Source organism: Rhizobium sp. BG4 (assembly GCF_016864575.1).
Classification (GTDB): Bacteria; Pseudomonadota; Alphaproteobacteria; order Rhizobiales; family Rhizobiaceae; genus Rhizobium.
Map to the genome: position 1 here is coordinate 1,424,487 of NZ_CP044126.1, position 14,382 is coordinate 1,438,868.

Here is a 14,382-nt window from a genome sequence, read left to right on the forward strand (position 1 = left end):
TCACCATGAAAGCATCCTTCGTCTCATCATCCGCCATGCAAAGCACGCTCCGGCTGACGATCAGCCAGTCGCAGACCAAACTGCTGCAGGCATCGACGGAAGCAGCAACTGGCGTCTACAGCGATATCGGCGTGTCGCTCGGCTCGGGTGCCGCCAAGTCCGTCAACCTGACCAATGCCATCAGCCTCACCGATGCGCTGACGGCGAGCAACTCGATCGTCGGGCTGCGCATGGACGCGTCGCAGACGGCGCTCTCCAGCCTCAAGGATGCCGGCGATACGCTGGTCTCGAACCTGACGGCGCTGCAGGCCGGGCAGGATTCCACCAGCGTCGCGGTCGCCCTGCAGGCGGCCAACGACACGCTGTCGCAGCTGATCTCGACGGCCAATACCTCCGTCAACGGCGAGTTCGTCTTCGCCGGGACGAATATCGACGAAACGCCGCTGACCGACCAGTCGGCAACGGTGACGGCGGCGATCAGTTCAGCGCTCAACGACTATGCCACGAGCCTCGGCAAGCCGGTCAACGAGCTCTCCGGCGACGAGATCACCAGCTTCATCACCGGCACGATCGAGCCGATGTTCTCGGAAAGCGCCTGGACCGATCCGGCGAACGGCTGGTCGTCGGCGTCAAGCAACAGCATGACGAGCCGCATCAGCGAGAACGAGACGATCTCGTCTTCGACCAGCGCCAATTCGGAGGGAATGCGCTACCTCGCGCTCGCCTCCGTCGTCATTTCCTCGCTGTTCGGCCAGGATCTCGGCGCCGACGCCAAGAGCGCGGTGGCCTCCAAGGCGATCAGTTACGCCTCGCAGGCGACCAGCGGGATCGTCACGCAACAGAGCCAGCTCGGCCTGTCGCAGGAGCGGCTGGAGAAGGCGAACGACGCGCTCGATGCGCGCTCGACGCTCTATCAGGGCAACCTCGTCGATCTGCAGGGCGTCGATGTCTATGAGGCCTCGACCCTCGTCAATCAGCTGCAGACGCAGCTGGAGACCGCCTATACGCTGGTCTCCAAGCTGCAGCAGCTGAGCCTCGTCAACTATCTCTGAGAGGCGCTGATGAGCCTGCCGAAACCCCGAACCTCGATCCTGGACGCGGCACGCTCGATGACGTCGCGCCAGGCCTATATGACCGAACTCTCCTTCCAGCTCGCCTCCAATATCGTCGATACCATCCCCTTCATCGGTACCAAGCGCGACGCAAAGCAGGAGCGGGCCTGGCCGCGTTCCGGCATCTTCACCGACGATGGCGTCGAGATGGCGGAGACGCCGCAGGAGATCTTCGACCTCTGCGAATTGCTGGCCGAGAACATCCAGCTCGGCCAGACCTTCGATGTCTTCCAGGTTTTCCACAAGATCGCGCGGCTCGACCGGCTGATCGACTGGAGCGGCGAGGGGCTGCAGGGCGGCGGCGGCAGCACCGAAAATAGCACCGTTCACTGATGGCGGCGCGCCTGTTATGTCCTTGTTTCAGCAAGAGATGATATCCGGCGCGTCGGCTGAAGGCCGGCCGGAGGGGTGTCTTAGCGGTGCGTCCCTCCGGCCGGTTATGGCCTTATTGGCAGCCTTTCCGGCCAGGGCCGGGGCGTTGCGGCAGCGCATGGTTTCGCTTACGGCATATCGATGGCCGTCAGCCCGTTACAGTGGTCGGCGGCCTTGCTAGACCGGGTATATCCGATGCCGACGCCGCGCGCGAAACGTCCGTTCTCCGAGGAGAACCTGCAGGCCATGTTGATCCGCGTGCTCCGGCCGCTGGTCAAGCTTGCCCTGTCGTCCGGGCTCGGCTTTCCGGCTTTTTCGGCGGTGCTGAGAAGGCTTTACATCGAAGTGGCGGAAAATGACTTTGCGCTTGCCAACAAGCAGCAGACGGATAGCCGCATCTCGCTTCTGACCGGCATCCACCGCAAGGATGTCAGCCGCCTGCGCGGTGAGCCGCTCTCCGAGGCGGCGCTGCCGCCGGCGGTCTCGCAGACCGGCCGTGTCATTGCTCGCTGGCTCGCCGACCCGACCTATTGCGACGAAAACGGCAAGCCGCTGCCGCTGCCGCGTACCGCGCCCGACGATGCCCCGTCCTTCGAGCGGCTCGTCACCGAGGTGACGCGTGACGTGCACCCGCGCGCCGTGCTGGACGAATGGCTCGACCGCGGCACCGCATTAATCGACGCCGAGGGCCGGGTGACGCTCGATGTCGCCTCCGTGGTGCCAAGCGCTGCCGACGATGCCCGCCGCCACTATTTCACCCGCAACCTGCATGACCACGCGCTTGCGGCCGTCACCAACGTCCTGAGCGACAGCCCGCCGCATCTGGAGCGCGCTGTTCACTACGACCGGATTTCGCCGGAGCTTGCCGCGCGTCTCGACGGTATGGCGCGGGAAGAGACGATGGCGATGCTCCTGAAGCTCAACAAGATCGCCCACCAACTGGTGCAGCAGGATCCGGGCGGCGACGGCCGCTGGATCACCGGCGTCTACGTGATGAACGAGACCGTCGCGCCTGATGCCTCCACCGGAGCCGGGGAGGGCAAGCCATGACGCCTCCCATGCTTTCCAGACGCCAGCTCCTGCTCGGCAGCGTCGCGCTGCAGCTTTTCGGCGCCCTGCCTGTCGACGCCCGTGGCAAGAGCGGCGGCAGCAATAGCGGCAACGGCGACCATGGCATCGGCGGCTCCGGCCTTTCCGTTCATGGCGGCGAGAACGAGGACCACGGCATCGGCGGTACGGGCATCGTCGGCACGATCCAGGGCTTCGGCTCGATCATCGTCAACGACGTCCACATCCCCTTTACCCGCAGGACGCCCGTCACGATCGACGGCAAGCGGGTTTCGACACGGGAGATGCAGATCGGCCATGTCGTGCGCGTCCTCCTCGACGGACGCCGGGCACGGCGGATCAGCATCACCAGCGAGGTGCAGGGCCGCATCGACCGGATCGGCTCCCGGAGCCTATCGATCCTGCATCAGCGGGTTGCGACCCACGGGCTCGACACGGGTTCGCTGAAGGTCGGCGATGTCGTTGCGGTCTTCGGCATCCGCAAGCCTGACGGCAAGATCGTCGCGCGGCGGATCGAGCCACGCCCGGCGGGTGCTGGACAGCATGTGCGCGGTGTCGCCGAGCCGAGAGGCGCCGGCGTTGCGATCGGCGGTCTTTCACTCGGGCCGCGCTACTTCGGGATTGTTGGCCGTCCGGCCCTGGTGCGCTTCCAGACTATAGCCGGCTTGACGGCTGTCTCGACGGTCGCCGTCGAGCCTCTTGTTCCGGGGCTGAAACGCGGCATCGTCAATGTCGAGACCTATGGCCGGCAGGGCAGCAGTTCGCTCGTGCTCGGGATCGGCCGTTTCCCGCCGCGCGGGCCGATGCGCTTCGGTCCCGGTGGCCATGCCTTTGCCGATATCGCCGTGCGCGATGGCGGGCGGCTGATGGATCCCCGCAACGGCATGCGGACCGATTTCGGTCCTTCCGGAGGTCCGGGTCCGAATGGTCAACCCGGTGGTCCGCCGCCTGACGGGCGCCCCTTCGACGGTTCGCAGTTCAATGGCCCTGGTTTCGGACCTGGACCCGGTAGCGGCCCACCGCCTGGTGGTCCGCCTCCGGGTGGCCCCCCGCCGGGCAGTGTCGGTCATCCCCCGGGCGGTTTTGGCGGACCCGGTGGCTTCGGCGGGCCGGGCGGTCCGCCGTCAGGCCCCCCTGGACCAGCGCCTGATTGAGGCGCTTGCGGAAGCGTCTGCTAATTGACATATGGGAAAAATTCCCATTTATTAGGGATGCGATTCTGAAATGCTTGCTTTGCCGCGGCAGCAGTCGCCGGCCGTCCACCTGCGCAACCCCAAGCTGGTAGACGGCCGCCCCGTTTTTTCATGCGTTTGTTTCAATCAACCGTTGACGGATGCGATTGCCGATGGCCGATCGAGAAATGATCCAGGCGTATGCCATGCGTTTGCTGGCAATGGGTAACCCCAAGCGACTGGAAATCCTGGCGATCCTCAACGAAGAAGAGATGAGTGTCTGCGATCTGGCGGAACAGCTCGGCATGGGCCAGTCGTCGCTGTCGCAGCATCTGGCCCGGTTGCGGCAGGCCGATCTCGTCACCACACGCCGCGAGGGGCAGCTGATCTTCTACCGCTCGGCCCGTCCCTGCCTTCTGGAATTGCTCAAGAATTTGTCCCGGCAGTTTTCCGCCCCGCGCACAGCGCCGGCCGTTCGACGATAGGATCCATCATGCTGAGATTAGACGAGCAGCTTTACGGACAATATGACGAGATCCCGCCAGCGGTGGTCACCACCTGGGAGAACCGCGAGGCGATCCTGCAAATGATGCAGGACGCGGCGGGTCTCAGTCAGCGGCTGCAGCGGCTCTGGGAACGCAGCGGCTCCGTCGGCCGCCTTTCGCAGGATCATACCGATGAGATGGCGCTGCTGCTCGCCCGGCTCGGCGATCTCGGCAGCGCCCTGCAGCGTCTGGATTGATTGCAGCGATGCCCCGTATAGGGCCATCGCTGACACGGGATCACCCGATCTTACGGCACCTTGTTGCCGGCAGCGCGGAACAGGCGGTACCATTCTTCACGGGTCAGATCGACATCCGAACCTGCGACGCTTTCGCGAACACGCGCGGCCTTGGTGGTGCCGAGGACGACCTGGATATTGGCCGGATGACGGGTGATCCAGGCGACCGCGATACCGGTCGGCGTCACGCCGTATTTGGCGGCCAGTTCGTCGAGCACGTCGTTGAGCTCGGCAAAGTCCTTGCGGTCGCCTATGAAGACGCCGTCGAAGAAGCCCTTCTGGAAGGGCGACCATGCCTGCAGCATCATGCCGTTGAGGCGGGAATAATCGAGAAGGCCGACATCGCGCGAGATCGACTGGTCGAGACCGGCCATGTTGGCGGCGACGCCCTGGGCGATCAGATTGGCATGGGTCATGCTGAGCTGGACCTGGTTGAACAGCAGCGGCTGCGTCACCGCGGTCTTCAGGAGCTCGATCTGGCCCGGCGTATGGTTGGAAACACCGAAATGCTTCACCTTGCCGGCCTTGTGCAGCGTCTCGAAGGCGTCGGCGACTTCTTCAGGCTCGACCAGCGTATCCGGGCGGTGGAGCAGCAGCACGTCGAGATAATCGGTCTTCAGCGCGGCAAGCGAGCCGTCGACTGACTGCAGGATATGTTCGCGCGAAAAGTCGAACCAGCCGCGGCGAATGCCGACCTTGCTCTGGATGCTGATCCGCGAACGATCGGCCGCCGACAGTTTCACGGCCTCGCCGAAGCGCTTCTCGCAGCGGTGGCGCTCGCCGCCGTAGATGTCGGCATGGTCGATGACGGTCACACCAGCCTCGACCGCGGCATCGAACAGCCCGCGGATTTCCGCATCGGTCATCTCGGCGATGCGCATCAGGCCGAGGATGACGCTGGAAACGCTGAGCGACGTGTTCTTGACAGTATAGGTTTTCATGAAATCTGGACCTCGTTGAGCATAGAGGGAACGACCGCAATCTATCGCGGCCAAAAACGAAAACTCTCCTCCGTCAGGACTGCCTCCCACAAGCGCCCTGACAAACGGCCGCTCCTGAAGCGCGCCCGCGACGTAGATAGCACCTCTGGCGGCGCGATCGAATCTTTTTATCGGGATGCCGAAGGGGAGGTTGCCGCGATCGCCAAGGCCGATCGGGGAATTCCACGCCACCACAAGCACTTGAAGAACTGCTCCCGCCATATTGACCTGCGGTAGCAGCAGACATTAAGACCATACTAACCATGGCGGCATGGGATCGACGAAGTGGCCCGCTTCTGAACACATTGCTGTGTCAGAGGCACTTTTGAAACTGGATGACTCCATGACAGAAAAGCCGATTGCGCCGCTCCTTGCCTGCCTGATGTTCCTGCTGCCGCTGGCAGCGTGTTCGCATACCGAGCCGCTGGAAACCGTGGCGGTCACGTCTTCCGTGCCGAAGCCGGCTCCGATGACGGATCAGTCGGTTATCGCCGATACTGTCGGCAATGCGCCAGTCGGTGCGAGTACCCTGGCTTGGGCCAATCCTTCGACGGGCAGTGCCGGTGTTATCGAAAAGATCGACGCTGCAGGCGATGGTCCGGACGGATGCCGGCGGTTCGTGACGAGCAGCCAAAGCCTGGAAGGCACGACGCGATTCGACGGTGTTGCCTGCCCCGCCGATGGTTCCTGGAAGGTAACCGGGGCGCCGGGATTGCACTGATCCCCGACGCCACCGCTCCGGCGCTGTTTACGCTTTCCCCGCCACTTCATACCGTCCACGGCTGAGGCTCACCACACTTGCCACGGCAGCGCAGGCGCTGGCCGTGAGGATTGCCGTTTCGAGCGCAATCGATATCGGCAGCAGCGTGAAGATGATCGACATCGAAATCCCGCCCAAGGTCTGACCGAGTAGCCGTGCCGTGCCCTGCATGGCGCCAGCCGCGCCGCTCCGGGCCTTCGGTGCCGACAACAGCAGGATCCGGTTGTTCGGGGTCTGAAACAATCCGAAGCCGAAGCCCGAAATCACAGTGCCCGTCAGGAACGCGATGGCATGCGGGTCCGATGGCGCAAAGCCGATGATCAGAAGACCGAACGCCAGAAGAGTCCCGCCGGTGGCGCAGAGCCAGGCCGTCTTGACGCGGTTGGCGAGGCGGCCGGAGATCGGCGCGATGATGGCGGTCGCGATCGGCCAGGGCATCATGTAGAGGCCGGCGAGAACCGGGGACATCCGATAGCTGTGCTGCAGGTAGAAGGGCAGGGCGATGTAGCTCAGCATCTGTCCGCTGAAGCAGCAGACCGAGGCGATGACCGCGACCCGGAAAGCCGGTTCCGCCAGAAGATCGGTCGGGATGATCGGCGTGCGGCTTCCGCGTTCGAGACGTAGCAAGGCGGCGAGGCAGGCGAGTGCAGCGGCGATCAGGGCGACACCGGTAACCGGCGCGGTGGCGATCCGTTCGGTGCCGCAGAAGAACAGGATGAACATCAGCGTGTTCACGAGCAGCGCCCTGGTGTTCAGCTGGCGATCGGCGCGCTCCATCTTCCCAAGCAACCGCCCACCGATCAGAACGATAGCGCCGAGCGGCAGGTTGACGGCAAAGAGCCACGGCCATTGCGTCACGGAGAGGATCGCACCGGCAATGCCGGGGCCGGCAGCCGCCGAGATGGCGATAACCATGGCGTTGACGCCGATGATCGGCCCAAGCGATCGTTCGGGCACGACAGCGCGCAGGTTCATCATCGCAAGCGCCATGATCGCGCCGCCGCCGAGCCCCTGCGCGAAACGGGCAACGACCAGAACGGGCAGATTGCCGGCAAGGGCGCAGGCCGCCGAGGCTGCGGTAAACAGCGCGACACCGGCGAGGAAGACCCGCCGGGCGCCGTAGATTTCTCCGAGCGCCCCGCAGGGCAGAATGGCGACAAGCACGGCCAGCTGATAGGCCGAAACGACCCAGACGGTGCTGCCAGCATCGGCCTGCATCGAGAGCGCGATTGACGGCAGGGCGACATTGGCGATCGCGCCGTCGAGGACGACGAGAACGATGGTCGACAGGATCAGCGCGACGGCAATCCGGCTGCGCGCCGACTTCAGGCCGGGCTCATCGGCGACGGGCATTGTTGAAGCGAGGGACATCAGGACACTCCCTTTGGTTTCCATGCCCGATAGCTACGCTCTGCAGACGAGTTGCGCCAGACGCAACGAAGTAAAAGTACCGTTGCATCAAACGCCATTCATCGATATCGTCCAGCCATGACGGAAGTCGATCTCAATCTGCTGGTCGCCCTGGATGCCCTGCTGCAGGAGCAGAGCGTCTCGGCCGCCGCACGCCGGATGAACCTCAGCACCTCCGCAATGAGCAGAACGCTGTCGCGCCTGCGAACCGCGCTGCGCGATCCGATCCTGGTGCCCGCCGGGCGCGGCATGGTTGCCACCCCGCATGCTCTCGCCATCGCCGCAGACGTCCATGCGCTGAGAGAGGCTGTGGTCAGGGTGCTGAGCCCGGCGGCAACGCTTGATATCCGCGAGATCAGCCGCGACTTCACCATCCGCGCCAACGAGGCCTTCGTGCTTCTCTACGCCGCGACCTTGAGCGCTGCCGTCGCCGGTGCTGCGCCGGGCATCCGCCTTCGCTTCGCGCCGCGATCGGACAAGGATGTGCACCCCTTGCGAGAGGCGGCCGTCGATCTCGATATCGGGGTCTTGCCCGCCGATGCCGGCGAGCTGCGCTGCCAGACGCTGTTTGAGGACCGCTATGTCGGTGTTGCCAGACACGGCCACCCCATTCTTGACGCGGGCAAGCTGACTGTCGGTGCCTATGCCGCCTGCGGCCATGTCGTCTTCTCCCCACAGGCCGATTTTGCCGGTCCTGTCGACAGGGCCTTGGCAGAGCTTGGCGCCCACCGCGAGGTCAAGCTGATCGTCCCGAGCTTTCCAGCGGTAATTGCCGTCGCGTCGACATCGGATCTGATCGGTTCGATCCCGAAATCCTACCTGAGACCGGCCGCCGTCGACCAGATCGCGACGTTCGACCTGCCCTTTGTCATGCCGGGTTTCGATATCGTGCAGGCCTGGCATCCGCGGATGGATGCCGATCCCGTCCATCGCTGGCTGCGGGCGTTGATCTTCGAGACGTTCCGCTCGATGGGCTGATCGCCCGGTCAGGGCGTCGATGCGTTCGTCGCGCTCGCGCCGTCTCCATCCACGAAGTCTTCGACCGCTTTGATATACTGGTCCGGGTCCTGGTAGATCGCCAGATGGCTGACATCCTTGAGGATGACGAGTTTGGCGCCCGGGATGGCCGAGGCGATGTAGCGGGAATGCTCCGGCAGGATGAACTCGTCATGATCGCCGACGACGATCTCGGTTGGCACCGTGATCTTGCCGAGGTCGGCGGCCGTGTAATTGGGCTCGGTGGCCCAGAGCTTCTGGATCGCCGCCTTGAAATTCGAGAAGTCGTCCGGCGTGGGCGACAGGCGCTTGTATTCCGTTTCGTCGCGCGCGCCGGCGGCGGTCAGCGCCGTCATGTCGGGGTCGTCGTTCAGGCCGTCGGGCGTGACATTGGCCGCGTGGGCGAAGAGTTTCGCCAGATGATCCGGGTGGTTCATGGCGATGTCGAGGCCGATGATCGCGCCGTCGCTCCATCCCACCAGCGAGACCTTCGGCTCCTTCAGCTTGTCGAGCAAGGCCACATAGTCCTCGGCCATCATATGATAGGTATAGGGCGCATCGGTGCGCGTCGAACGCCCGTGGCCTCTGCTGTCGGCGACGATGACTTCATGATGCTCAGAAAGCCGCGGCACTTCGAAGCCCCAGACATCCCCGGTTCCCATGCCGCCATGCACAAGAAGGATCGGATTGCCCCGGCCTTTGCCATAGATCGCATAATACATGCGAATGCCGTTCACATCCGCCAGGCCGCTCTCGTCGGCGACGGGCATCGGCGGAGGAGGGGTGAAGACCTGCCACTTTTCGGCAGCATGTGTCCCCTGCACCGATGCAAGATGCATCAAAACGGCTGCTAATTTTGACAATGCGTGTCGAAGCATGACAGGTATCCGCAAAAGCGAGGTTTTTATTAACCTACTGCAATCTCCATGCCACGGGCGAGCCCCCGCCGCATCACCTATCGCTGATGACTAAGACATTCCGATGCGCTACCGGAGTGCCGTTCTAGGAAACGTCGCATCGGGCGACGCACAGGAGGCAGCAATGCCGGCAAACGACCTGAACGACATCCGGTATTTCACCGCTGTCGTCGCACATGGCGGCTACGCGGCGGCAAGCCGCAATCTCGGTATTCCGCGCTCGAAGCTCAGCGTCCGGGTTCAGAAGCTCGAGGACGAGCTGAGCACCCGCCTGATCGAGCGATCGACGCGCAATTTTCGTGTCACCGAGATCGGAAGAGACTTCTACGAACGCTGCGTGGCAATCCTTCAGGCCGCCGAGGATGCGCGAAATGCGGTGATCAGCGCGCAGGAGCGCCCGAGGGGTCTGATCCGGCTCGGATGCCCGATGCCTTTCGTCGATCTCGTCGTGACCCGCACCATCCAGAATTTTCTGAGCCGCTATCCCGAGGTCTCTGTCCAGGTCGTCGGTGTCGAGCACAACAGTGACCTGGTCGGCGAAGGCATCGATCTCGAAATCCGCTCAAGCCGTGAACGCGAAACGCAGTCGAGCGTCGTCATGCGGCGGCTGGCCAAGGCGTCGTCGGTCCTGGTCGCAAGCCCGGCCTTTATCGAGGAGGCGGGCGCGATCACCTCGATCGCGCAGCTCGAAGACCTTCCGCTGCTGACGGCGACGAGCCTCTACGACGAAGATACCTGGCAGATGACCGGCCCGAACAAGGAGGTCGCGATCGTCAAGAAGCGGGCGCGTCTCGCCTGCCGCAGCATTCCGGCCGTGCTCGCCGCGCTGCGCTCGGGTCTCGGCATCGCCATGCTGCCGGAGATAACCTGCCGTGACGATCTGGCGGCCGGCCGTCTTGTCCGCATCCTGCCGGACTGGAGCCCGGCGGATGAGGAAGTCTATCTCGCCTTTGCAACGCGCAAGGGCAACTCTCCCGCGGTTCGCGCGCTCATCGACTTCTTCGTCGAGAATGCCGAATAGGGAACACCCGGCTTCAGGCTTAAGCCGAAGGACCAAGGTGATATTGCCGGCATTTGGATAGATAGTGACAGTGCAATGCGTGGCGCTTCCGCCTGGCGCGGAGCGCTCCGGCGCCTTGAGTGCAGCGTTTGGTGGCGAGTACCCGATGACATCAGAGCCCAGTGGTATCAAGGATCACATCCTGAAAACGATCGACACGATGGAGACCCTCGGGTCATCACAGGATTTCGGTGTCCGCAGGAAATTCAACAGGATGATCGGCGATCAATATGAGGCGCTGATCGCGCTCAGCGCCTCCGAACTGCGCGAGATGGCCGGCGATCCCTCGCCGGATGATTTGTGAGGCATGTCATGAGACGGCTCATCGTATCGGAAGCCCTGACGACCCTGATCGTGCTGACGCTGCTCATCGGCTTCGTGCTCTACGACCATTCCGAGCCCGGCGGCTTCCTGTCGATCCGGTGAAAGCAAAAACGGCCCGGCAAAGCCGGACCGTTTCTTTATCTTCAGCAGACGAAGCAGGTCTTACCAGGACGCGATCAGCGCACCCTTGAACTGTTCGTTGATGAACTTGCGGATGCTTTCGTCGTGGTAGGATTCGACGAGCGTCTTGGCCCAGGGTGCGTCCTTGTCGGCTGCGCGCACGACGATCACGTTGGCGTAGGGCGACTTCTCGCCTTCGATGGCGATCGCGTCGGTCTTCGGGTGCAGGCCGGCTTCCATCGCGTAGTTGGTGTTGATGACGGCAGCGTCGACGTCATCGAGCGAGCGCGGCAGCTGGGCGGCGTCGATTTCGGCGAAGTCGATCTTCTTCGGGTTCTCGACGATATCGGCAACAGTGACCTTGATGCCCGGGTTTTCCTTGAACTTGATCAGGCCCTTGCTGGCGAGAACCAGAAGCGCGCGGCCGCCGTTGGTCGGGTCGTTCGGGATGGCGACGGTGGCGCCTTCCTTCAGTTCGTCGAGGCTCTTCACCTTCTTGGAATAGACGCCCATCGGGGTTGTGATCGTCGTGCCGATGCTGACGAGATCGAACTTGCGGTCGGCGATCTGGTTGTCGAGATAGGGCTGGTGCTGGAACGAGTTGGCCTGGATGTCGCCATCGGCAAGCGCTTGGTTCGGGACGACATAGTCGGAGAATTCGACGATCTCGATGTTGAGGCCCTTGGTCTTGGCGACTTCGGCGACCTTTTCCATGATCTGGGCGTGCTCGCCCGGCGTCACGCCGACCTTGATGTCTTCGGCAAGTGCCGAACCGGCGGCAAAGGCCGCGATCGCAGCTGCGATGATGAACTTCTTCATGGATGTCTCCTTGGTACGTTTATAGAGTATGCGAATTTGGATCAGTTCTTGCGGTTGCGCTTGTCGAAGCGCCGGGCGAGGCCGTCGCCGGCGCTCTGCACCACCTGCACCAGCACGATCAGCACGACGACGACGATCACCATCATCTCGGGATTGAAGCGCTGATAGCCGAAGCGGATACCGAGGTCTCCAAGCCCGCCGCCGCCGACGGCGCCGACCATGGCGGAGTAGCCGATCAGGCTGACGATGGTCATCGTCAGCGCCATCAGGATGCTGGGTCGCGCTTCCGCAAGCAGCACCTTGAAGACGATCTGGAACGGTGTCGCGCCCATGGCGCGTGCGGCTTCGATCAGGCCCTTGTCGATCTCGCGGATCGCGGATTCGACCAGACGCGCGAAGAACGGAATGGTGGCGATGGTCAGCGGCACGATCGCCGCCCAGGTGCCGATCGAGGTGCCAGTGAGCAGCCGCGTCAGCGGCACGATGGCGACGACGAGGATGATGAAGGGCGTCGAGCGCGCCGCGTTGACGATAAGGCCAAGCACGCGGTTGGTCGCCGGCGCCGGGAACAGTTCGCCCTTGCCCGATGTGGCCAGGAAAACGCCGATCGGCAGGCCGATGATCGAGCCGACGATGCCTGCGACGAAGACCATCTGCAGGGTCTGCATCAGCGCCTTGGAGAGCAGGCTGAAGATCATATCAGGCGACATAGCCGAGCACCTCCGTCTTGAGGCCCGTTTCAGTATAGAACCTGTTGGCGCGCGCGACGACATCCGGATTAGCCGAATAGGAAACGACCAGCGAGCCGAAGGGCTCGCCGGAGATTTCCTCGATCGCTCCCGCGAGAATATTGACGTCGGAGCCGAGCTCGGCGACCAGCCTGCCGGTCAGCGGCTTGAAGGCGGTGTCGCCGAAGAAGACGAGGCGCACCAGCACCCGGTCGCCCGCCGAAGGCTGCGGCTTGATCGTCGAGCGCAGCCATTGCGGCAGCTTCAGCGCCGAAGCGAGCAGCGTGCGCGTCGTCTCGTGCTGCGGGCTGGTATAGACGTCGAAAGTGCGGCCCGACTCGACGATCCGCCCGGCATCGATGACGGCCACATGGCTGGCGATGGTCTTCACCACTTCCATCTCATGGGTGATCAGCAGAACGGTCAGGCCGAGATCGGCATTGATCCGCTTCAGGAGCTCGAGGATCGACTGCGTCGTTTCCGGATCGAGCGCCGAGGTCGCCTCGTCCGAGAGCAGCAGCTTCGGATCGGTGGCCAGCGCGCGGGCGATGCCGACGCGCTGCTTCTGGCCGCCCGAAAGTTCCGAGGGGTAGCTGCCTGCCTTGTCGCCGAGGCCGACGAGATCGAGCAGCGGGCCGACCTTGGCGCGGATCGCCTGCTTGTCGACGCCTGCGATCTCCAACGGCAGGGCCACATTGTCGAAGGCGGTGCGCGAAGAGAGAAGGTTGAAATGCTGGAAGATCATGCCGATCTGGCGGCGGAGCCCCCGCAGGCCATCTTCGCCGAGTGCCCCGACATCGACGCCATCGACAAGCACCTTGCCGGATGTCGCGGTCTCCAGGCCGTTGACCATGCGGATCAACGTCGACTTGCCGGCGCCCGACCGGCCGATGATGCCGGTGATGGCGCCGCGCGCGACGGTGAGATCGACATGTTCGACAGCGGTGAACCCGCCTTCGCCTGCCGGTCCGTAGCGCTTTCCGGCGCCTTCGAAGGCGACCATCGGCACCGGATGATCTGTGCCTGCAAAATTGCCCTGGGAACGATCGGTTGATGCGGCGCCGGCAGCCAGTTCGTGGCCCGCGTGCTCAGTTGTCATGCTATGCTCTCGGAGGTTGGTCTTCAAAAACTCGCGGTTCTATAACCGCTCATGCGCACATTAGCCAATCAGGCTGCACATTCGAAGACAATCACGGTTCCGGCGCATGACAACAGGCTTTCAGTGTAGGCGGCTGGAGAGGCAAGGCGCCTCTCTTCAATGAGGGGACTTATGCCGCGCCGGGGCGGCGCTGAACAGGGATGAAATTTCACGAGGGCGGCAAAGCAGGAAAAATATTCCCGCCTTGTGATGAGTGGGCGGCCTGTGCCAAACCCAGCGAGAAGTCCGTTTTAAAGAGAGAAGGGTGGTTTGATGATCGAAAGAATTGGCTTGGCAGCGCGCTGGAGCGACGCGGTGGTTGTCGGAAATCTGATTTTCCTCGCGGGCCATACGGCGGAGGAAACCCGTGGCCAGTCGGTAAAGGTGCAGACCGCCGAGGTACTCGCCAGCATGGACGACACGCTGGCGCAGGCGGGCGTCACCAAGAACAATCTCGTCAGCGTCACAATCTATCTCGCCGACATTGCGGGCTTCGACGAGATGAATGAAGCCTGGGATGTCTGGGTTGCGGAAGGCCATGCGCCGGCGCGCGCAACCGTCGAGGCACGGCTTGCCCATCCGGATATGCTCGTCGAAATGACCGCGATCGCTGCCAAGTAATCGG

17 protein-coding genes are annotated in these 14,382 nt (G+C 63.4%); 11 read left to right on the forward strand and 6 right to left on the reverse strand.

The window, feature by feature from the left end; genetic code table 11:
- Positions 1–5: 5 nt before the first annotated feature.
- The 6 genes from F2982_RS26715 to F2982_RS26740 all read left to right on the forward strand — a co-directional run bounded on the left by F2982_RS26715 (position 6) and on the right by F2982_RS26740 (position 4,466).
- Complete coding sequence (locus F2982_RS26715) at positions 6–1,052, forward strand: flagellar hook-associated family protein (RefSeq protein ID WP_203430503.1); 1,047 nt, start codon at positions 6–8, stop codon at positions 1,050–1,052.
- A 9-nt stretch (positions 1,053–1,061) separates the two neighbouring features.
- Complete coding sequence (locus F2982_RS26720) at positions 1,062–1,445, forward strand: hypothetical protein (RefSeq protein WP_203430504.1); 384 nt, start codon at positions 1,062–1,064, stop codon at positions 1,443–1,445.
- A gap of 234 nt (positions 1,446–1,679) precedes the next feature.
- Entirely contained in the window at positions 1,680–2,534 is an 855-nt protein-coding gene (locus F2982_RS26725) for a DUF6502 family protein (protein WP_203430505.1), read from the forward strand.
- Complete coding sequence (locus F2982_RS26730) at positions 2,531–3,706, forward strand: DUF5666 domain-containing protein (protein ID WP_199628344.1); 1,176 nt, start codon at positions 2,531–2,533, stop codon at positions 3,704–3,706. The genes F2982_RS26725 and F2982_RS26730 overlap by 4 nt, the downstream gene beginning before the upstream one ends.
- 191 nt (positions 3,707–3,897) lie before the next feature.
- On the forward strand, positions 3,898–4,209 hold the full coding sequence (locus F2982_RS26735) for a metalloregulator ArsR/SmtB family transcription factor (RefSeq protein WP_246777612.1): 312 nt from the start codon (positions 3,898–3,900) through the stop codon (positions 4,207–4,209).
- Positions 4,210–4,217: 8 nt separating this feature from the next.
- Positions 4,218–4,466 (forward strand): hypothetical protein, encoded by a 249-nt coding sequence (locus F2982_RS26740; RefSeq protein WP_203430506.1) that lies wholly within the window; start codon positions 4,218–4,220, stop codon positions 4,464–4,466.
- A gap of 50 nt (positions 4,467–4,516) precedes the next feature.
- Here F2982_RS26740 and F2982_RS26745 read toward each other — a convergent pair whose 3' ends face one another.
- A complete protein-coding gene (locus F2982_RS26745; protein WP_203430507.1) occupies positions 4,517–5,446 on the reverse strand; it encodes an aldo/keto reductase in 930 nt (309 codons plus the stop codon).
- Between the two features lie 382 nt (positions 5,447–5,828).
- On the opposite strand from F2982_RS26745, the gene F2982_RS26750 reads away from it, so the two are divergent.
- A complete protein-coding gene (locus tag F2982_RS26750; protein WP_203430508.1) occupies positions 5,829–6,206 on the forward strand; it encodes an RT0821/Lpp0805 family surface protein in 378 nt (125 codons plus the stop codon).
- 27 nt (positions 6,207–6,233) lie between these two features.
- Here the strand turns inward: F2982_RS26750 and F2982_RS26755 are convergent, their stop codons facing one another.
- On the reverse strand, positions 6,234–7,541 hold the full coding sequence (locus tag F2982_RS26755; RefSeq protein ID WP_203431193.1) for an MFS transporter: 1,308 nt from the start codon (positions 7,539–7,541) through the stop codon (positions 6,234–6,236).
- A 192-nt stretch (positions 7,542–7,733) separates the two neighbouring features.
- Between F2982_RS26755 and F2982_RS26760 the strand changes: the two genes are divergently transcribed.
- Complete coding sequence (locus F2982_RS26760) at positions 7,734–8,633, forward strand: LysR family transcriptional regulator (RefSeq protein ID WP_203430509.1); 900 nt, start codon at positions 7,734–7,736, stop codon at positions 8,631–8,633.
- An 8-nt stretch (positions 8,634–8,641) separates the two neighbouring features.
- On the opposite strand, the gene F2982_RS26765 is transcribed toward F2982_RS26760, so the two are convergent.
- Entirely contained in the window at positions 8,642–9,490 is an 849-nt protein-coding gene (locus F2982_RS26765; protein ID WP_246777613.1) for an alpha/beta hydrolase, read from the reverse strand.
- A 202-nt stretch (positions 9,491–9,692) separates the two neighbouring features.
- On the opposite strand from F2982_RS26765, the gene F2982_RS26770 reads away from it, so the two are divergent.
- Together F2982_RS26770 and F2982_RS26775 are read left to right on the forward strand one after the other, a co-directional pair.
- On the forward strand, positions 9,693–10,589 hold the full coding sequence (locus F2982_RS26770) for a LysR substrate-binding domain-containing protein (RefSeq protein WP_130281726.1): 897 nt from the start codon (positions 9,693–9,695) through the stop codon (positions 10,587–10,589).
- 145 nt (positions 10,590–10,734) lie between these two features.
- Positions 10,735–10,932, forward strand: a complete 198-nt coding sequence (locus tag F2982_RS26775; RefSeq protein ID WP_112711273.1) for a hypothetical protein — start codon at positions 10,735–10,737, stop codon at positions 10,930–10,932.
- 182 nt (positions 10,933–11,114) lie between these two features.
- On the opposite strand, the gene F2982_RS26780 is transcribed toward F2982_RS26775, so the two are convergent.
- The 3 genes from F2982_RS26780 to F2982_RS26790 are packed head-to-tail and all read right to left on the reverse strand — an operon-like array spanning position 11,115 to position 13,718.
- Complete coding sequence (locus tag F2982_RS26780) at positions 11,115–11,891, reverse strand: MetQ/NlpA family ABC transporter substrate-binding protein (RefSeq protein ID WP_112711272.1); 777 nt, start codon at positions 11,889–11,891, stop codon at positions 11,115–11,117.
- Positions 11,892–11,932: 41 nt separating this feature from the next.
- Positions 11,933–12,601 carry a methionine ABC transporter permease gene (locus F2982_RS26785; protein ID WP_112711271.1) on the reverse strand — a complete coding sequence of 223 codons (669 nt, stop codon included), beginning with the start codon at positions 12,599–12,601 and terminating at the stop codon, positions 11,933–11,935.
- Positions 12,591–13,718, reverse strand: a complete 1,128-nt coding sequence (locus F2982_RS26790) for a methionine ABC transporter ATP-binding protein (RefSeq protein WP_203430511.1) — start codon at positions 13,716–13,718, stop codon at positions 12,591–12,593. Before F2982_RS26790 ends, F2982_RS26785 begins: the two co-directional genes overlap by 11 nt.
- 312 nt (positions 13,719–14,030) lie before the next feature.
- Between F2982_RS26790 and F2982_RS26795 the strand changes: the two genes are divergently transcribed.
- A complete protein-coding gene (locus F2982_RS26795) occupies positions 14,031–14,378 on the forward strand; it encodes a RidA family protein (RefSeq protein WP_203430512.1) in 348 nt (115 codons plus the stop codon).
- Positions 14,379–14,382: the final 4 nt, after the last annotated feature.